This is a genomic window from Streptomyces sp. NPDC090442, from assembly GCF_044769405.1.
Taxonomy (GTDB): domain Bacteria; phylum Actinomycetota; class Actinomycetes; order Streptomycetales; family Streptomycetaceae; genus Streptomyces.
Genome location: NZ_JBIVXW010000001.1, coordinates 65,554 through 87,324, shown reverse-complemented (window position 1 = coordinate 87,324; position 21,771 = coordinate 65,554). Strand labels below are relative to the sequence as shown.

The window sequence follows — 21,771 nt, the reverse complement described above, 5'->3', positions numbered from 1 at the left end:
GAGCGATGCGGGCCGGGGACCCGTCCGCGGCGCGCCAAGTCGGGCCGTGCGCGGCGGTGTTGGCAGGGGCACGGCCGGTCGGGGTCTCTCCCGGGTGCCCTAGGGCAGGAGTTGGCGCCTGAGCGGCGGGGCGCAGGCGGTGTCCAGCGGGGTGTCCTCCTGTCGCAGGATCACGGACTGCAGTCGCTGCAACCGCGGGCCGGGGGCGATGCCGAGTTCGTCCATGAGGAACTCGCGCAGCTTCGCGTACCGGTGCAGGGCCACGGCGGGCCGGCCCGACTGGTACAGCGCGTAGATCAGCAGCTCCCAGGCGACCTCGCGCAGGGGCGTGCGCGCGGCGAGCTCCTCGGCCGACAGGACCGCCTCCTCCAGATTCCCCTCCCTGATCAGGACCGTCACCATCAACTCCCGCCCCAGCATGTGCGCTTCCTCAAGCCGGGCGATCTCCTGCGAGGCGAACGGGTAGTCCGCCGCCTCGGCGAGCGGCGCCCCCCGCCACAGGGAGAGTGCCGTGACGACCTCCTGGTGCGCCGCGGCGACCTGGCCCTCGTCCAGCCGTCGCCGGGCGTGCCCCAGCTTCCGCTCGAAGCGGAAGACGTCCAGGGATTCCGGGGGCACCCGCAGGGCGTAGCCTCCGGGCTCGCGGACCAGCACGCTCGCGTCCCCCCGCCGGGCCCGCCCGGGCTCCAGCGTGTCGCGGAGTCTGCTGATGTGGGCGTGGACGGAGGAAACGGCCCCCCGCGTGTGGCGGTTGGGCCACAGGTCCTCGCACAGGGACTCCAGCGGAATAGCGTGTCCCCGTCCGAGTAACAGCCGGATCAGAAGCGCACGCCGTTTCGGGGGGCCGAGTCTCAGGACCCCGTCCCGAGAGTGCGCGGCCAACGGTCCCAGCAGCCCGAACTCGAAAGTAGACACGTGGCCCCCGATCACGTCGCGCGAATTTCAGGTCGATGACTAGATGCTAGTAGATCTTTGAAGCATCGAGCTAGCTCCGTGCAGCGCAGGTATTCACACCTTCTCCAGAGAATTCACGTACTCCACTTCGAGTCGCTCGCGCGGACGCTCCCGATAGTTATGTGGTTCCCGGTCAATGCCGAACGGGCGTCGTTTTCCACGGTCTTGCGAACGTGCCGCGTCGCGCGGCGGCAGAGCGCCGGGCGGCGGCCGTCGGCGTCGCCCGCGGGCGAGGGCCGTCCCTCAGAGCAGCGCCGGGTCCTGGCGCAGAATCCCGTAGAACTTGCTCTGCAGGTCGCGGCCGGGGTCGAGGCCCAGGCTGTGGGAGAGCCGCTCGGACATCTGGCTGTAGGCGTCCAGCGCGTCCGCCTGCCGGCCGGAGCGGTAGAGCGCGGTGATGAGCTGGGCGCAGAACCGCTCGTGGAACGGGTACATGGCGTGCAGGTGCTCCAACTCGGAGAGGATCGAGAGGTGTTGGCCCAGTCGGAGCCTGAGGTCGAAGAGCTTCTCGGCGGCGGTGATCCGGGTTTGTTGGAGCCGACTGAAGGCCATGCGGCAGGTGTCGCCCTGTCCGGTGTCCACCAGCGCCGGGCCGCGCCACAGATCGGTGGCTTCGGTGAGCAGCGCGGCCGCCTCCTCCGGTCTGCCGTCGCCCAGGGATTCGGCCCGCCGGACGAGTTCCGCGAAGCGGACGGCGTCGACCTCGATGTCCGTCCCGGTCAGGGCGTATCCGGAGGGTGAGGTCGCTATGACGTCCCGTAGTCCGGGCTTCCCGCTGCCGGCCGCGAGCACGCGGCGGAGCCGTGCGATGTGACCGTGCAGTGAATTCTCGGCGTTTCTGGGCGGCGTTTCCCCCCACAATTCGTCGATCAGGACATGCCGGGACACCGGACGCCCGGGCGACAGGGCGAGGACGGCGATGACGGACCTTAGTTTCTCCCCGGGGATTCGGAGGAACACCCCTTCTTCGCATACCTCTAAGGGGCCGAGGAGCTTGATTTCCACGAAATTCTCCTTCATGAAGCGCAGACTGCCAGCCAACCACGCAAGAGAAGAGAAGTCCTCGACAGAATGTGTCCGAAGCGGGGCGGCGGGTGCTCGCCGACCATTGGCCTCAAGTGCTCATCGTGTCGTGGGATATTGTCGCGCCTCGCGCGACGCGTTACTGGTCAGTATCCTGGGTGCCGACCCTCAAGCTTCCCCCCTGAAGCGGTGGCACATAGATGAACGCATCTTGTCCCACGTTTCTTGTCTTCGACTTGTCGCGGGCCGCGCGGGGAGTGCGACTTATCGGCGGTGGTTTTCGCTTTCGCGTCCGGTGCCGGCCCGGCCCTCGCTCAGACCGCGGACGGGGTCGACTCGTCGACCGGCCGGCCGACGGCGCTGATCACCGTGCGCCGGGAGAACAGGGTGCTGGGGCGCAGGCCGAACATGGCGTGGAAGGCGCTGCTGAAGTGGGACGGGCTGGCGAACCCCGCCTCCACGGCCGCGGTGCTCAAGTCGGGCCAGGTGCCGAGCAGTTCGGCCACCCGCAGCATCCGGACCCACAGCCGGTAGCGGCGGAGGGTGGTGCCGGTCTGCGCGCGGAACAGCCGCAGGAACGCCGAGACGGAGAGGCCGGCCTCGGCGGCCAGGTCCCGGGCCGAGGCCCGCTGTCCGAACGGCCCGTCCAGCCGGGCGGTCGCCACGAGGATGCGCGGGTCCCGGGTGCCGTCCGGCCCGTCCGGGCCGGTCAGGTCCAGCCAGCGCCGGACCTGACCGAGCGGCGCGCCCCCGGCCAACGACGCGGCCGTCAGCGCCAGTTCGGCTTCCCGCGCGTGCCCCAGGGCCAGTTCGGCGCCGCCGCCCATCAGCCGGCGGCAGGCCCGCTCCCGTGCCGACGCCGGGTCGAGGTAGCAGAAGGCCATCCGGGTCTCCCCGGCGACGATGCGGTGCCGCACCCGGGCCGCCACCAGGGCCGTACGGGCCCGGTGTCGGGGGCCGTGCTCCAGCTCGACGGTGAAGTACCCGTCGACGCCCACCGCCAGGCAGCTCACCGCACCGGAGTGGAAGCCGAGTCCCAACGCGGGCCCGAGATAGAGGGCTTGGCCCGGCCACAGCCACAACGCGGCCTGGTCGCAGCACGTTTCTGAAAGCGGCGCGGGTCGCATGCGGGCATGCTAGCCGCTGAGGTCATCCCCCTGTCCGCCGCGCCGCACGGCCCCGGCCGCGCACCGTCCGAGAACGGAAAAGACGACGTCATGACGACCGAACGCCTCACCGCCGCGCTGCTGTTCCTCGTGGGCGCGATCAACCTGCTGCCCGGCTTCGTGGCGGTGGCCCCGTCCCGGATCGGCACCGCCTACGGAGTCGACGTCGACGGCGGCGACAGTCCCGACCTGGTGCTGCTGCTGCGGCACCGCGCGGTGCTGCTGGCGCTGGTCGGCATCGGCCTGCTGTGCGCGGCGTTCATCCCGTCGCTGCGGGTGCCCGCGATGACCGCCGGCGGGGTCAGCATGGGCACCTTCCTGCTGTTCGCCTACGCCACGCCCGCGCTCAACGGCGCCACGATGCGGGTCGCCCGCATCGACATCGCGGCCGTCGTGCTGCTCGTGGTGGCCGCGGTCCTCGTCTGGCGCAAGCACGCCTGAGCGGACGCGACGGGGCTCCCGCCCCCGCCCCGGGGGCGGGAGCGACGCGGTCAGGCCGCCGCCCGGCGGGCGCCCCGGTCCATCAGGCCCAGCGCGGCGCTCAGCAGCGGCCGGGCCGGTCGGGGGAGGGGGAGCCGGGGAGCGCGGGAGCGGTGCCAGGGCAACCTCGCGGGTGCGCCGTCGGTCAACGCCCGTGCCACGTGGGCGCCGTGCGCCACCGACATGGCCAGGCCGTGGCCGCAGCAGCCGCCCACGTACCAGACGTCGGGGTGGCCGGTGAGCGGGCCGACCACCGGCAGCCCGTCGGCGGTCATCCCGATCTGCCCGGCCCAGCGGTGGGTCACCTCGACGTCGGCGAGCGCCGGATGCAACCGGCGCAGCCGCTTCTCCAACCAGGCCCACACCGCCGCCGCGCCCGCGTCGTCGGCCACCGGCGCGAGCAGCGGTCTGCCGCCGCCGAGCACCAGCCGCCCGTCGGGGGTGAGCCGGAAGTACGGCGCCAGCGCGTGGGCGTCGATCAGCGCGCAGTCGCCCCGGCCGCCGAACGCCGCACGGGCCGCTTCCGGCAGTGGCTCGGTGGCGACGGCGTGGACGAGCAGCGGCAGCACCGTTCCGACGGGCAGCTTGAGCTCCCCCGCTGCCGCGTTGACGGCCAGCACCGCCCTGCGGGTGCGCACCGTGCCGCCGGGGAAGGCGAGTTGGGTCTCGGCCGCGGTCCGGCCGGGCCGCAGGGCCAGCAGCCGGCTGTTGCCCAGGAAGCGGACGCCCTTGGCGGCGCAGGCGCGCGCCAGCGCCCCGGTGAGCGCCGACGGGTCGAGGGCGGCGGCGCGGTATTGGAGTCCGGCGTGGTACGGCACGTCCAGCCGGTCGCGGATCTCCGCCGCGGAGAGGACCGGCACGTCCAGGCCCAACGCGCGGTAGGCGGCGGACTGTCGGGCGAGCGCGGCCAGTCCGTCGGCGGTGCGGGTGGCCACCAGCTGCTCGCCCGTGCGGACGGTGGTCGTCACCCCCAGCCGGGCGCACAACTCGACGACCTGCTCGACCGCGTCGACGCTGGCCCGGTGCATCCGGCGGGCGGTGTCTGGCCCGAAGCGCGCGACCGCCCGGTCGACGGGTGGGCCGACCCGCGGTCCGAGCAGCCCGGTGCCGCGTCCGCTCGCGCCCGCGGCGGGCCCCTCGGCGTCGACGACCAGGATGTCCAGCGACGGGTCGCGGTCGGCCAGGTGGTAGGCGGTGGAGAGCCCGGCGAGACCGGCGCCGACCACGGTCACGTCCGCGTCGACCACGCCGCGCACCCGGGGCGGCGGGGACGGCTCCGCGCCGGGGGGCGCCGTGGGGTCGGGGTCGGGGCCCGGCCAACAGGGCCGGCCGGCCGGGGGCCTGGTCATGCTTCCTCCAAGGGCGGTCGGTGCTCGGGCCCGGCGGTGCGCGCCACGCCCCGGTCGGCGAGGGCGTGGAAGGACCGGCCGTGCCAGAGCAGGGGGCGCCCGGCGGCCGTGCCCACCGCCGCGAGCCGGCCCACCACCAGGCAGTGGTCGCCGTAGCGGCGCAGGTCCTCCGTCAGGCAGACCGACCAGCCGAGGCTGTCCTCCAGCACGGGCACGGTGAGCACCCGCCGGTGGCGCACCGAGGCGAACCGCTCGGCGGAGCCGGCCCGGGGGTCCGCGAAGAGTTCCGCGCGCGCCCGCTGCGACTGGCGTAGCAGGTTGACGGCGAACCGGCCCTCCGCCTCGATCGCGGCCAGGGTGCGCGAGCCGGTGCCCAGGCAGACCAGGAGCAGGGGCGGGTCGGCGGAGAGCGAGGTGACCGCCGAGGCGGTGCTGCCGGCCGGTCCGTCCGGGCCCCGCGTGGTCACCACCGTCACGCCGGACGCCAGCTTGGCGTAGAAGTCCCGGCAGGCCGCCGCCCCGGCGTCCGGCGCCTCGGTGAGGGGGGCGGGCACGGCCGCGGTCGGCTCACCGGTCAGTGCTCCGGCGGTGGCCTGGCGCATCACGGGGCTCCTTTCTGGAATCCGTCAGGTGGCGTTCCGGTTCGGGGTCGCTCGTTCGCCGGGCCGTCCGGCGGGGGCCACCGGGGGCCGGCGCCGGGGGCGTTGGGGGTCATCGCCCCGCTTCGAGCGCGGTGCGCAGGGCGACGAGGGTGGCGCGGGAGGTGAGCCGGTTGCGGTCGCGCCGCCGTACCACTCCGGTGAGCAGCGGGGCGGTGGCCGTGAGCAGCCGGCCGGGGAGCCCGCGCCGACGGTCGTGCCACTCCTCGGTGACCTCGCACCCGACGGGCACCGCGGTGAAGCGGTAGGTCCACCGGGAGAGCGGGACACCGAAGAAGCTGACGTCGAAGGCGAACACCTCGCCGGGGACGGCCGCGACCACCCGGCACAGGGTCACCCACGGCAGCCAGGAAGCGCGGTTGCGGCCGAGGAAGCGGGCCCCCGGCCGCAAGGGGACGCCGCCCCCGAGGAGCCAGGCCCCGCGGCACTCCGGGCTCCACTCGCCCATCCGTCGCACATCGCTGACGGCCGCCCAGGCGGTCTCGGGCGGCACCTCGACGGTCAGCCGTTCGGCCACCGCGGGCCCGGCCGTCGGTTCACGCACCGCGTCACCTCTTTCGACGTCAGGGGTTCTCGCCGGGCGCGGGACCTTCGGCCGCCGCCGAGCGCGTCCGCGGGCCGGGTCATGCACGCAGCGCGATTCCGTGCGTGCGGTCGTCGGTGAGGATCTCCATCAACGCGCGGTGGCCCGTCCGGAGCCGGTCGGTGCGCCCGGTGATCTTGTTGGTGATCGTCAACTCACAGCTGGCGATCTTGGTGTTGAGGCAGTGCTTGATGCCGCCCGGCGGGTTGTAGTAGTTCAGCCCCACGAACTGCTCGGGTCGGGCGTCGAAGCGCCCGCGGATGGCGACGGTGTCGTCGCCGCCGGCGAAGTTCCAGTAGAAGTAGCCGAAGTCGGCCTTGGCCGCCAGCGCCTGACGCAGCGACACCAGCGCGTACTCCCGCTCCTGGTGGCGCAGGACCGCGAAGGTCACCATCGGGGTGGTCAGCGGGCCGGCGATCCGGGTGCGCCCGGTGACGATCTCCAGGAAGCTGTCGGGGGCGTCGTCGAAGCCGGCGACCTGACCGAAGGCGTAGTAATCCGTGTGCCGGCTGCCCCAGTTGTGGCACTGGCTGCCGGTCCAGCCGTCGATGTCGACGGTCCGGCCGTCCACGGTGAGGGTGCCGTCGTACTCCGCGAGCGGCACCCCCACCAGGTTCTTGGCCTTGGGGAAGCCGCCGGTGTACATCTTCGGCGACAGCAGCAGGAGCGGCGGCTCGTCGCCCTTGTACGTCAGGTCCCAGGCGATCCTGGCGTTGGTGCCCACCGCCTCGCCGCGCAGCGCGCCCGGTTCGAGCACCCGGTCGCCGATCCGGGCGCCGAAGGTGTCCCGGTCGAAGGCGCACTCGGCGATCGGGTACTCCTCCTTGGCGACCACGTGCTCCCCGGTGACCCCGTCGAAGTAGATCGCCCACAGCTCACCGATGGCCGCCTCGGGCATGCCCGTCGGGCTGAAGATGGTGTACCGGATCCAGAACGCCCTTGGTTCCGTGGGGTGGTTGCCGCGCTGGTAGAAGCTCTCGTAGTGCCCCTCGCGCTGCCCGGGCCGGTAGAACGTGCGGTTGAGGGTGTTCGCGTCGGCGGTGGTGTAGTCGATGTGCATGGATCCGTCTCCTCCGGTCTGCCGCAGCGCGCGGACACGGTAGATGTGGCGGTCGGTCGGCCGGTCAGTCCGTCGTGGTGCCCGCGGTGGCCGGTACCCCCGCGGCCCGCCGGGCGCGGTGGCGCTCGTGCAGCGTCATGGCCATTCCGTACTTGGGCCGCAGGGTGATGGTCGCGTGGTTCACCACCCGGTGGGACGGGATGTGCCGGAAGTCGTACCGCCGGATCAGCGCGGCCAGCAGCAGGTGCGCCTCCAGCAGCGCGAAGTGCTTGCCGATGCACAGGTGCGGGCCGGCACCGAAGGGCAGGTACGCGAAGCGGTAACGGCCCTTCTTGTTCGCCGCGGTGAAGTGGTCGGGGTCGAAGCGCTCCGGATCGGCCCAATGGCCCGGGTGGCGGTGGATGTTGAACAGGTCGACCATGATCCGGGAGCCCTTCGGCACGTGGTGGCCGCCGAGCACGGTGTCCCTGAGCGTCAGCCGCGGCACGATGGGCGCCGAGGGGTACATCCGCAGCGCCTCCTCGAAGATCTGCAGCAGGTACGGCATCCGCTGCAGGTCCGCCACCGAGGGCATCCGGTCCCCGAGTTCCCGGTCCACCTCCTCCTGCGCCCGGCGCAGCACCTCCCGGTGTTGGGAGAGCAGGTAGAAGGCCCAGGTGAGGGTGACGGCCGTGGTCTCGTGGCCGGCCGCGAAGGTGGTGATGATCTCGTCGCGCAGCTCGCGGTCGGTCATCCCCTCCCCGGTGTCCGCGTCCCGGGCGGCGAGCAGCATGTCGAGCAGGTCGTTGGCGCCGCCCTCGGGGGCGCCGGCCGCCCGGCGCTCCTCGATGAGGCCGTACATCATCCCGTCGAGGCCCTCCATCACCCGCTGGAAGCGCCGGTTGCGGGGGGTGGGCCAGGCGGTGGGCGGGCTGAACGGGTTCTGCAGCCGGTCGAAGGCGTAGTTGACGGCCACGTCCACGGCCTCGGGGCTGAGCTTGTCGCGGGTACGGCTGACGTCGGTGCTGAACATGCAGCGGCTGACGATGTCCAAGGTGACCCGCATCATCTCGCCGTGCACGTCGACCTCGGCCCCGGACGGATAGGCCCGGGCCATGTGCGTGAGCTGCTCGGCGACGGAGTCCACCATCGCGCGGTACATCCCCGAGAGCGCCTGCTTGGAGTAGATCGGCTGCATCATGCGGCGGTTGCGCATCCAGCTCTCGTGGTCGTCGCTGGTGAGCAGCCCCTCCCCGAGGATGAGCCGGAGCGGGTTGTCCGGGCCGAGCTTGCCGTAGGTCGCGCTGTCGGTGAGCACCTCCCCGGCCAACTCGGGGCTGGAGACGCCGTGTACGACGACGGTTCCCAGCCGGTAGCGGACCAGGTCGCCGTGTGCCTGCCAGCCCTGGTGCAGGGCGTCCAGGATGTCCTTGCGGAAGTCCACGACGTTGCCCAGCAGCGGCAGGCCACCGGCCTCCGGCGCGGGCCCGTCGGGTCGTTGCCCCGATGTCATCGCCAATGCCCTCTCCCCGCGCGTCACTTGCGCCCGAAGGCGCAGACCCAGCCGAGCGAGCGACGCGGCTCGGCGACGAACCGGACGTCCTTGAACCCGGCCGCGGACAGCTTCCCGGCCAGCTCGGAGCCGGACAGGATGTGCAGTCCGTCCCGCTCCGAGCGCTCGGTGAACCGCCGGCCGAAGAACCGCTGGAGCAGCGAGGGGTCGGCCGCCGCCTCCCGGCTCATCTCCAGGGTGATCGCCACCTGCCCGCCCGGCCGCAGCACCCGGTGGGCCTCGGCGAGGCCGCGCATCGGGTCGGGCCAGAAGTAGAAGGTCTCGACGGCGCTCACGTGGTCGAAGCTGGCGTCGTCGTAGGGCAGCGCGGCGGAGTCGCCGTGCCGGATCTCGACGCGGTTGCGGGCGATGGCGTCCGCGTTGCGCCGCACGGCCTGACTGACCATGTCCATCGAGTAGTCGACGCCCGCGACGAAGCCCCGCGGCGTCCGCTCGGACAGCAGCCGGACCGCCATCCCGCCGCCGCATCCCACGTCCAGCACCCGCTGGGAGCGGCGCACGTCCATGTGCTCGATCGCCCACACCGTCAACGAGCGGTGCTGGAGGGTCATCAGGTGGCCGACGAGCTGTCCGGCCGTGCCGTTGGGCTGCCGGAAGTTCGCCTCGACGACTTCCAGGGGTTTCTTCAGGAGCGAGCCGATCATCCGGGATCCCTTCGCGGCTTGCGGGTTGGCAGGCGTCCCTGGCCGACGGCGCGAGAAGGGCCGCCGGGGTTCCCGGCCGGCAACGGCACCGGCGGACGGGTCCGGCCCGTGGCCGTCGTCGTCCCGGTGCGCCGGCGGCGGGACCGTGGCGCGTTCCGGCCCTCCGGGACGGGGCCTTGACGGTCCGTCCCGGAGGGCCGACGCGGAGAGGGCAGGATTCGAACCTGCGAGGACTTTCGCCCGAACCAGGTTGCCCCGGCACCCCGTTGGGCCGCTTCGGGTACCTCTCCTCTCGGCGAGCCGCGCACTGCTTGCCCGCTCGCCGGTGAACACGATTCTGCCGAGGCCCCCTGACATTCCGCTGAGACGGTCCTGAGATGCCCGGATCACTGGCATCAACGGTCGGGACAGGAGTAAGAGGGAGTCGCGCAGCGCGGCGCCGACCCGTGGGTCGACGCCGCACGGATCGGCCGCGACGAGGGAGAAGTCTGGTGCTGGAACCACCGATTGCCGTCACGGGGGAGCGGGACGACCCCGCTTGTCTCGGTGCGGGCGAGGCGCGACGGCTGCTGGCCGGAGTGCGCTGGCGCCGGATGGTGGTGCTCGGCGACGGCCGGGCGGGGCGGCGCCCGGAGCGGGTCGTCGGCTACGACGGGACGCCGTGGACCGCGCGGGTCGCGGGCGCGTTGCGGGAGGTGGCGCCCGGGGCGGCCTGTCTCGATCTGCTGGGCGGCCCGGCGCGGCAGGTCGCCGAGGTGCGCTCGCGGCAGGTGCCGGAGGCGTTGGCCTTCGGCGGCGACCTGGCGGTGGTCCATCTGACCGGACACGATCTGCTGCGGCCCGGTCTCGACGCCGGCGCCGTGCGGACCGAACTCGTCCGGATCATCGCCCCGTTGCGTGAGCGCGGCTACGACGTGCTGTGGGTGGACCCCTTCGACCTGGCGCACTCGCCCGCGGCGCGGGGGGCGGACACGGCGGCGGTGCGGGCCCGGCAGCGGGCCCGCACCAAACAGTCGCGGACCCTCGCCCTGCGGCACGGGGCCCTGCACGTGGACCTCTCGGCCGGCCCTCCGGAGGCGGGGGCCGAGGTGTGGGGCAGCACCGGTACGGCGCTGAACAGCCGGGGGCACGCGGTGACGGCGGCGGCGGTGGTACGGGCGCTGGGCGACCGAACGCGCCGCGGAAACACGGGAGTCGGCGCTAGGGAAGCCGGCCCTCCCGGCCCTCCAGCGTCTGCTTGAGCCGGCCGAGGGTGGCGCGCATCCCGGCCCGGTTGGCGAGGTGGCGACGGTCGGGCCGGGTGCCGGTGAAGATCCGGCCGAGCAGCGCGGCGAGCGCGCCGCGCCGGCCGGTGCGCAGGTCCTGCCAGTGTTCGGTCACCCGGGCGCCGTCGGCCTCCGCGGTGAACCGGTAGCCCCACAGGGCCACCGGGAGCCCGAAGGCGCTCACCCGGAAGGCGAACGCCTCGCCCGGCTCGGCGTCGGTCACCCGGCACGAGGTGAACCACACGAACGCGCCCTTGCGGTTGAAGCCGAGGAAACGGGCTCCGGCGGCGACCGGGCCGGGCGGCACCCCGCGCACCGCCCGGCACTCCGGGCTCCACCGCCCCATCGACCGCACGTCGGCCACGGCGGCGTAGACCTGTTCAGGAGCGGCCTCGATGAAGACGCTCTCCTCGATCTCCCAGCGACGTTCCACCGGAACCATCGGCTCCCTCCTGGGACGAAGCACGCGCCGGCCCGGCTGCGCGGCGTCGGGTTCGGCCCGTCGTGGCGGTGTGGTGTCAACGGACACCATGGCGGATGGGGCGGGCGGGTGTCAGGCCCGGGTGAGCAGCAGCACCGCGTTCTGCCCGCCGAAGCCGAAGGAGTTGCTGACGACCACCTCGGCCGACGTCCAGCGGCCCTCCTTGGCCACCACCTCCAGCTCGATCTCCGGGTCCAGGCTCTCCAGGTTGGCGGTCGGCGGGACGAAGGAGTCCTGCAGCGTGAGCGCGGACGCCGCCGCCTCGATCGCCCCGGCCGCGGAGAGCGAGTGCCCGGTGACCCCCTTGACGGAGGTGACCAGGGGCCGGTCCCCGAGGACCTGGCGGATCAGCCGGGCCTCGGTGGCGTCGTTGATCCGGGTCGCGGTGCCGTGCGCGTTGACGTGGTCCACCTCGTCCGGGCCGACGCCGGCGTCCCGGAGCGCGGCCCGCAGCGCGAGCGAGGCGCCGGTGCACTCCGGGTCCGGGGCGGTCGGGTGGTAGGCGTCGGCGGAGGCGCCGTAGCCGCTGACCATCGCCCGGATCCGGGCGCCGCGGGCCCGGGCGTCCCGGGCCCGCTCCAGGACCAGTACGGCGGCGCCCTCGGCGGCGACGAAGCCGTCCCGGTCGGCGTCGAAGGGGCGCGAGGCGGCACGGATGTCGTGGCCGCGTCCGGAGAGCGCGCCCATCTGCTGGAACCCGGTGACCAGCGAGGGCGTCAGCGGAGCCTCCGCGCCCCCGGTGATCACCACGTCGCAGGCCCCGGACCGCAGCAGTTCACGGGCCGTCCCGACGGCGGTCGTGCCCGAGGCGCAGGCGGTCGCCGTCACCAGCGACGGGCCGCGCGCGCCGAACTCCAACGACACATAGCCCGCGGCCATGTTGGGCGAGAGCATGGGGATGAGCCGGGGGGAGACCCGGCGCGGCCCCCGCTCCAGCAGCCGCCGGTGCTGGGCCTCCCAGGTCTCGGCGCCGCCGATCCCGTTGCCGATCACCACGCCGACCCGGGTGCCGTCCCAGGTCTGCGGGTCCAGGCCCGCGTCGGCCACCGCCTCCGTCGCGGCGGCCAACAGCAGCAGGCTGGAGCGGTCGAACTGCCCGGCCCGGCGCCGGCCCACGACGGCGACCGGATCGAAGTCGGGGACCTGGCAGACGAACTCGGGGGCGATCCCGACGAGTTCGGGCGCCCGGACGGCCTCCGTGCCGGCGCCCCGCCTGATGCCCTCCCAGGAAGCGGCGGTCCCCTTCCCGGCCGGGGTCATCATGCCGAGCCCGGTGATGGCCGCGTCGAACCGCCGGCGGCCCCCGCTCCGCTCCCCCGTCACGCCGGGTCCATCTTCTGCTCGATGCACTCGGCGGCCCGGGCCAACGTGGCGTCCGGGCCGACCTCTTCGTTGGTCAGCGCGACCCCGAACTCGTCCTCGACGGCGACGGTCAGCTCGACCAGCGCGAGCGAGTCCATCTCCAGCCCCCCCAGCGTGTCGTCCGGGTTGAGCTCGCCGGGCTCCAGCCCGAACCCCTCGGCGATCAGCTTGACCAGACGGTCGTAGACGTTACTCATGACAGGCTCCTTGATGTCGTACGGCCGGCCCGTGCGGACCGTGGCGGGAGCGCGGGCGGCGGCGCGCGCGGTCAGTGGTGGGCGGGCACCCCGGCCGGCGTGCCGGAGGGCGAGGGCGCACCGGGCCGCTCGTAGCGTTCGCGGAAGGCGGCGTACGCCGGGTGGGCCTCGGGTTCGAAGCGCACGCCGAACGGCTTGAGGAAGTTGCCGAACAGGGCGCGGTCCCCGAAGAGGTGGATCGGGACGGTCAGAAGCGCCCACTCCGCGCCGAACAGCCAGATCCAGGCGAGGACCACCAGGCCCTGGGTGACCAGGCTGTGCATCACGTTGTAGAGGACGTAGTAGACCTTGGGGACCTGCTTGTCCGGGCTGCGGTGGTAGGCGAGCGCACCGGGCAGGTACCCGATCAGGTCGATGTAGACGAAGAGCCCGATCGCCGGCAGCCAGCGCACCTCGCCGAGGTGGGCGAAGAAGAAGGCGGCGGCCACCACCAGGCCGAGCCCGTACTCGGCACGGACCAGCCGGGAGGTGGTGGGCGTCTCGAAGAAGTTCTTGGCGTCCATCAGCCCCGCACCCTGGCGCTCGGTACGGGTGCGGTGGGCGCCGCGACGGCCCGGGCCACCGCGTCGTCACCGACCACCGACACCCTGCCCTCGAACAGGCCGAACACGACCCGGGTGATGGTCTCCTTGAAGACCCGCTGCGCCACCGGGTCCAGGATGCCGGCCAGGCTGGGGATGCCGAAGTCGAAGTCCGCGGAGAAGTCGACCAGGCTGTCCGGCCCGTCGGTGCCGATCCGCCAGGAGCCGGTGAACTCCGCGAAGTCGCCGTCGACCTGCTCGAAGGCGATGGCCAGGCCGGCCCGGTCGAAGCGGTCGGACTCGGTCCAGCGCAGGATGCCGTTGCGGAAGTAGACCTCCCAGTCGCTGGTCTCCTCCCGCTCCGAGACCTGATGGACCGTCACGTTCCGGACCACGTCGGTGAATTCCGGGTAGCGGGCGAAGTCGTGGATGCGCTCGAAAACGGTCTCGGGGGCGATGCCCTCGATCCGCAGCACTACGGATGCGTTACGCATGGTCTCGGCTGCCTCCTGCGGCGGATGGGTAGCGGGCCGCCTGTGCACGGCACGCCCGGTCGAAGCCCTCGTAGAGGAAGTCCAGATCGCTGCGGACCAGGACGGCGGGCGGCGTGAGGCGGAGCACGAAGTGGGAGTTGAGGGAGTGGTTGGCGATCACGCCGTTGGCGATCAGCTCGATCAGCAGGTCCCCGGCGGGGCCCGGCTCGGCGAACTCGATGCCGAGCATCAGCCCCCGGCCGCGCACCTCGCGCACCACGTCCCCGAAGTGCCCCACGGCGATCCGGCGCAGCTCCGGCAGCAGTTCGTCGCCGAGTTCGCGGGCCCGCGTGACGAGGTCGTCCTCCTGGATCGCCGCGAGCGCCCCGCGGGCGGCGGCCATCGCGAGCGGGGCACCGGAGAAGGTGGAGGTGTGCAGGTACGGGTCGCGGTCGAAGACGGAGAACGCCTCGCGGGTCGCCAGCACCGCCGACACCGGCACGACGCCACCGCTGAGCCCCTTGCCGACCAGCATGATGTCGGGGCTGACGCCCTCCCGGTCCGCGCCCCACCAGGTGCCGAGCCGCCCGAGGCCGGTCTGGACCTCGTCGAGCACCAGGAGCGCGCCGTGCCGGTCGCAGGCGTCCCGCACGGCGCGCAGATAGCCGTCCGGGGGGAGGACCACGCCGGCCTCGCCCTGCACCGGCTCGACGAAGACGCAGCACTCGCCGGGCGCCCCGGCGAGCACCGCCTCCAGGGCCTCCGCGTCGCCGAACGGCACGTGCGTGGTCCCCGGCAGCAGCGGCTGGAACGGGGTGCGGAAGACGTCGTTGCCGGTGAGGCTGAGGGCGCCGGCCGTCTTGCCGTGGTAGCCGTTGACGGTGGCGACCAGGCGGTGGCGGCCCTTGGTGCGCGCCATCTTCAGCGCGGTCTCGGCCGCCTCGGCGCCGGAGCCGGCGAAGTGGACGCGCGAGAGCCCGGGCGGGGCGGCGGCGGTCAGCGCCTCGGCGGCCAGCGCGGCCTGCGGCTCCAGGAACAGCCGGGTGGCGATCGGGTGGCGGTGCAACTGCTCGGTGACGTGCCGGATCACCGTGGGATGCCGGGCGCCGGCCAGGAAGACGCCGTAGCCACCGCAGTTGAGGAAGCGGTCCCCGCCGGCCGTGGTGACCCAGGCGCCCTGCGACTCCACCTCGACGTGGCCGCCGAACATCTCGCCGAGCGTGGCCCGGCCCTGGTTCATGTGCGCGCGGTACAGCCGACCGAGCTCCTCCCGGCCGGGGAGGGGACGGGTCCCGGTCCCCGTCGAACGGGCCGCGGGCGCCGGGGTGGTGGCGGTGCTGGGGGTGACGGTCATGGGGGTCTCCTCAGGCCAGCCGCAGCGGTGCGCCCGCCACGTGCTCCAGGTAGGGGCCGGTGAAGCTGGTGCGGGACGGCGGGTGGAAGCCGATGCCGTGGGAGGCGGCGGCCAGCACGGAGATGTCGGAGGACCCCATGAACGCGGTGCCGCCGAGGAGTTCCACGGCCTGGTCGCGGGCGTCGCCCAGGGCGTCCTGCGCGCCGTAACGGGCGGCCAGCGCCTGGGCGAGGGCCCCGTTGCCGGTCTCGCCGTCCCGCACCCGGCGGGCCACGCCCTCCAGGAGCTGCGCCGCCGTCTCCAGGCGGATCAGGGCCCGTGCCCGGTCCGACTCGGCGCCCCGACGCCCGTCCACGGCCCGCTCGACCAGCGCGCTGACCATGCCCAAGTAGCAGCTGGAGATGAGCAGTTCGAACCAGATCAGGCCGACGGTCTGGAGGTCGTCCAGCTCACCGGGGTCCGCGGTGTTCGGCATCAGCAACTGCTCGTCCACGAAGACGTCGGTCAGCCGGACCTCGTCGCTCTCGGCGCCCGCCAGGGCCCGGCTCGCCCAGAAGGGGTGCACCGTCAACCCGTCCGTCTGCCGGGGGATCAGCAGCACGGCCATCTGCGAGCCGCCGTCGTCGGTGGGCAGGGCGGCGCTGGCGGTGAGCAGGTCCATGGAGTGGGCGAGGCTGCACGGCTTCTTGGCGCCGTCGATCAGATAGCCGCCCTCGGCCTTCCGGGCCGTCATGGTCGGGGACAGGATGCCCTGGCCGGGCCGCCCCTCGGCGAACCCGGAGGCGACCAACAGCCGTTGCTCCGCGACCCCTTCGAGCAGCGCCCACTCCATGCCGCTGCTGCGCACGCTGGCCGCCAGGCTGAACAGGGTGGCCACGGAGAAGTGGTGCATGGTGGTCGCCACGGCCAGGGACGGCGCGCGGGAGGCCAGCGCCCGGGTCACGGCCATCGCCTCCAACGGGTCGGCGCCGTACCCGCCGTACTCCTTGGGGATCACCAGCGCGGGCCCGCCGCACGCGCGGAAGTGGTCGAGGGCCGGGCTGCCCGGCGCCTCCAGCTCCGGCAGCGGAACGTCGGCGAGGCGGTCGAGCAGGCCGGGCAGGAAGGATTCACAAGCAGCACGTGCCGCTTCCAGTGGGCGCATGGTCTCTCTCTGCTCTGTCAGTTGTCTCGTCTGCCACCGCCGGTCGCCGGTGGTCCGTCGGACGGTCCGCCGGCGACGCGGCCGATGGCGGTGTCAGGCCTCCGGCGTCCCCGCGGCCGCCGCGCGCATCGCGTGCCAGGCGCCGAACACGGCGTCCCGGGGACGGATGCCGCCCCCGGAGACGCTCACGCCCTGGATGTGCGAGGTGCGCAGGATGGGGTAGTTGGCCTCGCCGTACACGCCGCCGGTCAGTCCGGTGCCGCCGTGCGTGGGCAGGCCCGGCAGGAAGCCGATGTGGGAGTCGTTGACCTTCAGCAGGCCGCCCTTGGTGATCCGGGTGACGAACTGGTCGACCACCTCCGGGTCACGGGCCCACACCGAGTTGCGCAGCCCGTAGGCGTTGCTGTTGACGAACTCCACGAACCGGTCCAGCAGGACGGCGTCGGGGGCCGGCTCGGCGGCGATCACCGGCAGCAGGGGGAAGAACGTCTCGTGGCGCACCGCCTGGATCTCGCGGGCCCCGGCCAGCCCCCGGACCAGGACCACCGTGGGCTCCAGGAAGATGCCCGTGGGGTTGCGGGTACCGTCGTCCTGCATCGCGTGGCCGCCGCAGACCAGTTCGGCGCCGCCGGCCAGGGCGTCGTCCAGGCAGGCGAAGAACTTCTCGTTGCGCAGCACGGGGGTGAGCAGCACGCCCTCCTCCCGGACCGAACCGCCCCGGACGCCCGCGGCCTTCTCGGCCAGCAGCGCCACCAGCGGCTCCACGACGTCCGGGTGGACGACAACCTGGTTGGGGATCATGCACAACTGGCCGGAGCCGTAGAAGCTCTCGGTCAGCGCCTCGGCGGCGTACTCCAGGTCGGCGTCCTTCCAGACCACCACCGCGTCGTTGCCCGCGAGTTCGAGGATCGGCTTCTTGCCCGCCGCCACGCAGCGCTCCTGGAAGCGGACGCCGGCCTCGCTGCTGCCGAAGTACATGACGTCGTCGACGAGCGGACTGTCGAGCCAGGCCGAGAGCATCGGGGCCGGGTCCCCGCAGACCACGTTCAACGTGCCGCCGGGAGCGCCGAGTTCCGCGAGGACCGGGGCGACCACCTCGTGCAGCACGTACATCACCCCCAACGGGGCGCTGCGCGGGGCGCGGACCACCAGGGAGTTGCCGGCCATGAGAGAGGTGACGCCGAGCAGGGCGCTCGACAGCGGGGCGTTCTGCGGGGGGTTGAGGCAGACCACGCCGTCCGGCCGGCGGCGCACGGAGATCCGCCGGTCCCCGTGCCGGGTCTCGTGCAGCATCTGGCTGCGGTAGAAGGCGAGCGACTCCGGCGAGAAGCACTCCAGCGCCCCGGACACCTGCCAGCGGGCCAGCTCCAGCGGGTGGCCCTCGCGCAGCAGGATCTCGATGGTGCGGTCGGCCTGCTCGGCCAGCCGGCGGTGCAGCAGGGCGCCGAACCGGTCCAGCCGCACGTCGAGCGGGAACGCGTTCCACTCGACGCTCGCGCGCGACGCGGCCTCGACGGCCTGCACCACGGTCTCGGAATCGGCCCGCGCCACCCGGCCGACGATGCTGTCCCCGGGGGCCTCCTCGGGGGTCAGCCGGCCGCTCTCCAGTTTCCGTTTCAGGGTCAGGCTTGAGAACGCGTCCTTCAGCAGCGCGTCCGAGTCGACCACGTACACCCACTGGTCGCTCGGCACGCTCTTGCCGTCGACCAGCGAGGTGTAGGTCAGCAGACCGCCGCCCGCCGCAGCGCCGACGGCGTCCTCATGGTGCGACGCCCGGGGCGTCGTACGGGCACTGCTCACGCAGATCCTCCGCTCTCCCGCCCCCGACCGCGGAGGTCGGGAAGAAATGTCCGAGGTCGGTGCCTCGCCTCCGACTGTCACAGCACGGCCTGACAAACCGCGGAGACGGACCTGAGACCGACGTGTCAGGCCGATGAGAGCGGAACCCGCCACCATCGGCCGGGAGTTCGCCGCCGCTTTCCCGACGACAGGGGGATCCGATGACCACGGTCCACCAGAGGATCGACCGCGAGGGAGTGGTCACGGCCCTCCGGGAGCACGCCGACAACCCCAGCGCCTTCCTCGCGCTCAACGACGGCAACGCCTACTTCACCGACCCGTCGGTGGACGGGGTGATCGCCTATCGTGAGGCCGGCCGCTATCTGATCCAACTCGGGGGCGCCTTCGCCCCCGGGGCGGAGCGGGAGGGCCTGCTGCGGTCCTTCCTCGACTTCGCCCGCGCCGCCCGGCGCAAGGTGGTCGCCGTCCAACTCCAGCGCTCCGACGCGGAGTTGTACGCCCGGTGCGGCTTCACCGTGAACCAGGTCGGTTCCTCGTACGCGGTGCGGCTGCGCGATCACACGCTGCGCGGCAGCAGGTTCATGAAGCTGCGCAACAAGATCTCCAAGGCGAAGCGGAGCGGTCTGGAGGTGACCGAGGCGGAGCACGAGGAGGTCGCCGCGGAGCTCGCCGACATCGACCGCGAATGGCTGCGCTCCAAGGGCCGCCACGTCAAGGAGATCGAGTTCCTGGTCGGCGAGCGCGGCGGCCCGGCGCAGCCGCACCGCCGGCTGCTGCTGGGACGCCTGGAGGGCACGGTGATCGGCTACATCTCCTACTCGCCGGCGTACGGTGCGCGGCCCGGTTGGTTGCACGACCTCAGCCGCCGGCGGGCGACCTCCCCGCCCGGGGTGATGGAGGCCCTCAACCAGCACGCCATGGAGACCTTCCGGGGCGAGGGCGCCGAGTGGCTGCACTTCGGCTTCACCCCGTTCGTCGGCCTGTCGGCCGACCACGAGGTCACCGGCGCCAGCGGCCTGACCACGCGCTTCATGCGCCTGATGGCCGAGCGCGGCGAGAAGGTCTACCCCTCGGCCAGCCAGCTCGCCTACAAGGAGAAGTGGGGCCCCGACCTGGTGCTCCCCGAGTACCTCGCCTTCCACGGCCGCGCCAGCCTCGCCGCCATCTGGCAGCTGCTGCGCGTCACCAAGTCCGTCTGACCCCCGGCGCCGCGCCCACCCACCACCGGGCGCGCCCGATCAACGGCCGCTCCGGACAGCCGAGTTGGCGCGCACCACGGCGCACCGCCCCCGAAGCGCCCCGGACGACAAGAAAGCCCGGCCGGGGAGTTGCCTCCCTGAGCTGGGCTCTTGACCGTGGAGGGGGGACGGACCGGTGGCGAGCTCGCCCGCGGCGCGGGTGGCGGCGATGGCAGGTGGGGGGATGCAGTCGATGACCGGGAAGGCGCGACGCGCTCTCCCCTCGTGCCACGGGCCCGCGGTGTCGGGAATCTTTCGGCGTTCGGAGACGCCCGAGCGCGCGCCGGGCTGATCGCGCCGGGCCGCTCTTGACCGGTCTGGCGCTCGGTCGTCCGGACCGCCCTCTACTTGTTGTGTGTGGGTAGCCGGAGGGTGAAGCGGGCGCCGCCGAGGGGGCTGCCGGTCGCGGTGAGGGTGCCGCCGTGGGCCTGGGCGACCCAGGAGGCGATGGACAGGCCGAGGCCGGTGGAGCCGGCGCCGCTGTGGAAGCGTTCGAAGAGCGAGTCGGCAAGGTCGGGCGGTATTCCGGGGCCTGCGTCGTCGATGGTGAGTACTCCGTCGGGGGTGACGGCGAGTTTGATTTCGGCCGGCTGGTCCGCCGTGTGTCCGTGCGTGAGCGCGTTGTTGAAGAGGTTGGTGACGGCGCGGTGCAGCAGGTCGGGGTCTGCGTTGACGATGGCGGGTCGGGTTTCGACGGTGATGTGGTGTCCGTCGGTGGGGGCGTCGTCGACGACGGTTTCGACGAGCTGGTCGAGGCGCAGGGGTTCGCGGGCGAGGGTGGCGACGCCGGCGGTGAGGCGCGCGCGGGTGAGCAGGCCGTCGATGAGGTCGCCCATGCGGGTGGCCAACCGCACGGTGCGCTCCAGCGCGGCGGTGCGTGAGGTGTCGTCGCGCAGGGTGGTATCGGCGAGCAGGCGCAGCGAGGCGGCGGGGGTGCGCAGGTCGTGGGCGGCGTCGGCGAGGAAGGCTTCCTGCTGCTGCAGTGCGGTGAGGGCGGGCCTGATGGCGCGTCCGGAGAGCAGGTGGCCCACGAGGGCGGACAGGGCCAGCAGAACGGCGCAGCCGGCGGCCAGCAGGCCGGTCAGCTCGCGGTGGTTGGCCTGCTGGGCGGTGAGGTCGGTGGCCGCGATGATCACGCCGCCGATGCTCTGGCCGTCAGGTCCGGTGAAGATGCCGGCCGCGAGGCGGAGCGGGCGCCCGTCCGTGCCGCGGGCGTCGGTGAGGACCCTGGTCTCCTGATGCGCCGAGGCTGCGGCGATGGCCTGGATGTCGGCCGGGCGGGCGTGCGCGCAGGGCTGGTGCGGCGTGAAGGCCGGCTGGAGCTTGCCGCCGTTGCCGTCAGTGGCGGACAGGACTGTCAGTGCTGGGCACGCGGTCTCCACGTAGTCGACCACGGCGTGGGTATCCAGTTGGCCGTTGTCGTCGTAGTCGAGGCCCGAAATGGCCTGGGTGATCTCCAGCTTCAGGTCGGCATCGGTCTGGCGGCGTCGCGAGGCGTCGTCGTTGTGGACGGCGAAGGCCGCCAGGCCGATCAGGCCGACCGCACTCGTGAGGGCGAACAGTGCGGTCAGGCGCCAGCGGAGTCTGTGGGCCCGGCGCGCCGCGGGCGTCGGCGCCGTCCGGTGGGAGGTCTTCCGGGCAGGCCGGAGTGCTGGACTCACCGCCCGTCCTCGCCGGTGGCCAGTCGGTAGCCGATACCGCGGACGGTGTGGATCAGCGGCGGGTCGCCGAGCTTGCGGCGCAGCTGTGACACGAGGACGTCGACGACGTTGGAGTTGGGTTCGGCCATCTCGTCCCAGCACTTCTCGATCAGCTCGGCGCGGGGTATGGCCTGGTCCGTGCGAGTTGCCAACAACTCAAGCAGCGCGAACTCCTTGCTCGTCAGCATCAGCAGTACGCCGTCCCGGCGCACCTGCCGGCGAGCGGTGTCGATCTCCAGGTCCGCGAGGCGGTGAATGGGCGGGCGGACGTGTCCGGCCCGGCGGCACAGACTGCGCACCCGGGCGACCAACTCGGGCGCGGCGAACGGCTTGACCAGGTAGTCGTCGCCTCCTGCGGCGAATCCGTCGACCCGGTCGGCGACCCGGTCGCGGGAGGTGAGGAAGAGCACGGGCACGGTGCGTCCGGCCCGGCGCAGGTCTTGGACGTAGTCGAGGGCGTCGCCCGAGGGGAGCATTCGGTCGAAGACGGCGCAGTCGTACTCGGTGACGAACAGCGCCTCATCGGCGGCGGGCAGGTCTGCCACCTCGTCGACAGCCAAGCCCTCGGCGCGCAGCGCGGCGGCCACGGTGAAGCGTAGGTCGTCGTTGTCCTCGATCACCAGTACACGCACGCGGCCCAAGGGTAATCGCTGCCCTCATCAAATCCTCACGGTGCCCTGGCGATGCTCCTGCGACGTACCAGGTG

At 73.0% G+C, this 21,771-nt stretch carries 22 protein-coding genes, 1 tRNA gene and 1 pseudogene; 3 read left to right on the top strand and 21 right to left on the bottom strand.

Annotated elements, in window-relative coordinates; genetic code table 11:
* Positions 1–99 precede the first annotated feature (99 nt).
* The 4 genes and pseudogenes from ACIQU6_RS00390 to ACIQU6_RS00375 all read right to left on the bottom strand — a co-directional run bounded on the left by ACIQU6_RS00390 (position 100) and on the right by ACIQU6_RS00375 (position 3,104).
* Positions 100–654 carry a BTAD domain-containing putative transcriptional regulator gene (locus ACIQU6_RS00390; RefSeq protein ID WP_403479638.1) on the bottom strand — a complete coding sequence of 185 codons (555 nt, stop codon included), beginning with the start codon at positions 652–654 and terminating at the stop codon, positions 100–102.
* Between the two features lie 33 nt (positions 655–687).
* Positions 688–915, bottom strand: a pseudogene (locus ACIQU6_RS00385) (transcriptional regulator); the annotation flags it as partial.
* A 282-nt stretch (positions 916–1,197) separates the two neighbouring features.
* A complete protein-coding gene (locus tag ACIQU6_RS00380; RefSeq protein ID WP_403479392.1) occupies positions 1,198–1,959 on the bottom strand; it encodes a BTAD domain-containing putative transcriptional regulator in 762 nt (253 codons plus the stop codon).
* Positions 1,960–2,291: 332 nt separating this feature from the next.
* A complete protein-coding gene (locus ACIQU6_RS00375) occupies positions 2,292–3,104 on the bottom strand; it encodes a helix-turn-helix domain-containing protein (RefSeq protein ID WP_403479391.1) in 813 nt (270 codons plus the stop codon).
* Positions 3,105–3,110: 6 nt separating this feature from the next.
* Here ACIQU6_RS00375 and ACIQU6_RS00370 point away from each other — a divergent pair, with 6 nt between their 5' ends.
* Entirely contained in the window at positions 3,111–3,584 is a 474-nt protein-coding gene (locus tag ACIQU6_RS00370) for a hypothetical protein (protein ID WP_403479390.1), read from the top strand.
* Positions 3,585–3,634: 50 nt separating this feature from the next.
* On the opposite strand, the gene ACIQU6_RS00365 is transcribed toward ACIQU6_RS00370, so the two are convergent.
* The 7 genes from ACIQU6_RS00365 to ACIQU6_RS00335 all read right to left on the bottom strand — a co-directional run bounded on the left by ACIQU6_RS00365 (position 3,635) and on the right by ACIQU6_RS00335 (position 9,760).
* Entirely contained in the window at positions 3,635–4,972 is a 1,338-nt protein-coding gene (locus ACIQU6_RS00365; protein WP_403479389.1) for an NAD(P)/FAD-dependent oxidoreductase, read from the bottom strand.
* Positions 4,969–5,574 carry a flavin reductase family protein gene (locus tag ACIQU6_RS00360; RefSeq protein ID WP_403479388.1) on the bottom strand — a complete coding sequence of 202 codons (606 nt, stop codon included), beginning with the start codon at positions 5,572–5,574 and terminating at the stop codon, positions 4,969–4,971. Before ACIQU6_RS00360 ends, ACIQU6_RS00365 begins: the two co-directional genes overlap by 4 nt.
* 109 nt (positions 5,575–5,683) lie before the next feature.
* The gene (locus tag ACIQU6_RS00355; protein ID WP_403479387.1) at positions 5,684–6,175 is read right to left on the bottom strand and encodes an SRPBCC family protein; all 492 of its coding nucleotides are present in this window, start codon (positions 6,173–6,175) and stop codon (positions 5,684–5,686) included.
* A gap of 79 nt (positions 6,176–6,254) precedes the next feature.
* Entirely contained in the window at positions 6,255–7,274 is a 1,020-nt protein-coding gene (locus tag ACIQU6_RS00350; RefSeq protein ID WP_403479386.1) for a hypothetical protein, read from the bottom strand.
* A 64-nt stretch (positions 7,275–7,338) separates the two neighbouring features.
* Complete coding sequence (locus tag ACIQU6_RS00345) at positions 7,339–8,766, bottom strand: cytochrome P450 (protein WP_403479385.1); 1,428 nt, start codon at positions 8,764–8,766, stop codon at positions 7,339–7,341.
* Positions 8,767–8,789: 23 nt separating this feature from the next.
* Positions 8,790–9,470 carry a class I SAM-dependent methyltransferase gene (locus ACIQU6_RS00340; protein ID WP_403479384.1) on the bottom strand — a complete coding sequence of 227 codons (681 nt, stop codon included), beginning with the start codon at positions 9,468–9,470 and terminating at the stop codon, positions 8,790–8,792.
* A gap of 203 nt (positions 9,471–9,673) precedes the next feature.
* Positions 9,674–9,760, bottom strand: a tRNA-Cys gene (locus ACIQU6_RS00335).
* 201 nt (positions 9,761–9,961) lie between these two features.
* Between ACIQU6_RS00335 and ACIQU6_RS00330 the strand changes: the two genes are divergently transcribed.
* Complete coding sequence (locus ACIQU6_RS00330) at positions 9,962–10,711, top strand: hypothetical protein (RefSeq protein ID WP_403479383.1); 750 nt, start codon at positions 9,962–9,964, stop codon at positions 10,709–10,711.
* Here the strand turns inward: ACIQU6_RS00330 and ACIQU6_RS00325 are convergent.
* From ACIQU6_RS00325 to ACIQU6_RS00290, 8 genes are all read right to left on the bottom strand, one after another.
* The gene (locus tag ACIQU6_RS00325; RefSeq protein ID WP_403479382.1) at positions 10,671–11,177 is read right to left on the bottom strand and encodes an SRPBCC family protein; all 507 of its coding nucleotides are present in this window, start codon (positions 11,175–11,177) and stop codon (positions 10,671–10,673) included. The two genes, ACIQU6_RS00330 and ACIQU6_RS00325, sit on opposite strands and share 41 nt — an antisense overlap.
* 111 nt (positions 11,178–11,288) lie before the next feature.
* A complete protein-coding gene (locus ACIQU6_RS00320) occupies positions 11,289–12,539 on the bottom strand; it encodes a beta-ketoacyl-[acyl-carrier-protein] synthase family protein (RefSeq protein WP_403479381.1) in 1,251 nt (416 codons plus the stop codon).
* A complete protein-coding gene (locus ACIQU6_RS00315) occupies positions 12,536–12,775 on the bottom strand; it encodes an acyl carrier protein (protein WP_274914816.1) in 240 nt (79 codons plus the stop codon). The genes ACIQU6_RS00320 and ACIQU6_RS00315 overlap by 4 nt, the downstream gene beginning before the upstream one ends.
* Before the next feature lie 71 nt (positions 12,776–12,846).
* Positions 12,847–13,338 carry a hypothetical protein gene (locus ACIQU6_RS00310; protein ID WP_403479380.1) on the bottom strand — a complete coding sequence of 164 codons (492 nt, stop codon included), beginning with the start codon at positions 13,336–13,338 and terminating at the stop codon, positions 12,847–12,849.
* Positions 13,338–13,850, bottom strand: coding sequence for a type II toxin-antitoxin system RatA family toxin (locus ACIQU6_RS00305; protein WP_403479379.1), 513 nt, complete (start codon positions 13,848–13,850; stop codon positions 13,338–13,340). The genes ACIQU6_RS00310 and ACIQU6_RS00305 overlap by 1 nt, the downstream gene beginning before the upstream one ends.
* The gene (locus tag ACIQU6_RS00300) at positions 13,843–15,183 is read right to left on the bottom strand and encodes an aspartate aminotransferase family protein (protein WP_403479378.1); all 1,341 of its coding nucleotides are present in this window, start codon (positions 15,181–15,183) and stop codon (positions 13,843–13,845) included. The genes ACIQU6_RS00305 and ACIQU6_RS00300 overlap by 8 nt, the downstream gene beginning before the upstream one ends.
* A gap of 10 nt (positions 15,184–15,193) precedes the next feature.
* Positions 15,194–16,327, bottom strand: a complete 1,134-nt coding sequence (locus ACIQU6_RS00295) for an acyl-CoA dehydrogenase family protein (protein ID WP_403479377.1) — start codon at positions 16,325–16,327, stop codon at positions 15,194–15,196.
* 93 nt (positions 16,328–16,420) lie between these two features.
* Entirely contained in the window at positions 16,421–18,127 is a 1,707-nt protein-coding gene (locus ACIQU6_RS00290) for an aldehyde dehydrogenase family protein (protein WP_403479376.1), read from the bottom strand.
* A gap of 200 nt (positions 18,128–18,327) precedes the next feature.
* On the opposite strand from ACIQU6_RS00290, the gene ACIQU6_RS00285 reads away from it, so the two are divergent.
* On the top strand, positions 18,328–19,326 hold the full coding sequence (locus ACIQU6_RS00285; protein ID WP_403479375.1) for a bifunctional lysylphosphatidylglycerol flippase/synthetase MprF: 999 nt from the start codon (positions 18,328–18,330) through the stop codon (positions 19,324–19,326).
* Between the two features lie 383 nt (positions 19,327–19,709).
* Here ACIQU6_RS00285 and ACIQU6_RS00280 read toward each other — a convergent pair whose 3' ends face one another.
* Positions 19,710–21,026 (bottom strand): sensor histidine kinase, encoded by a 1,317-nt coding sequence (locus ACIQU6_RS00280; protein WP_403479374.1) that lies wholly within the window; start codon positions 21,024–21,026, stop codon positions 19,710–19,712.
* Positions 21,023–21,697, bottom strand: coding sequence for a response regulator transcription factor (locus ACIQU6_RS00275; protein WP_403479373.1), 675 nt, complete (start codon positions 21,695–21,697; stop codon positions 21,023–21,025). The genes ACIQU6_RS00280 and ACIQU6_RS00275 overlap by 4 nt, the downstream gene beginning before the upstream one ends.
* Positions 21,698–21,771: the final 74 nt, after the last annotated feature.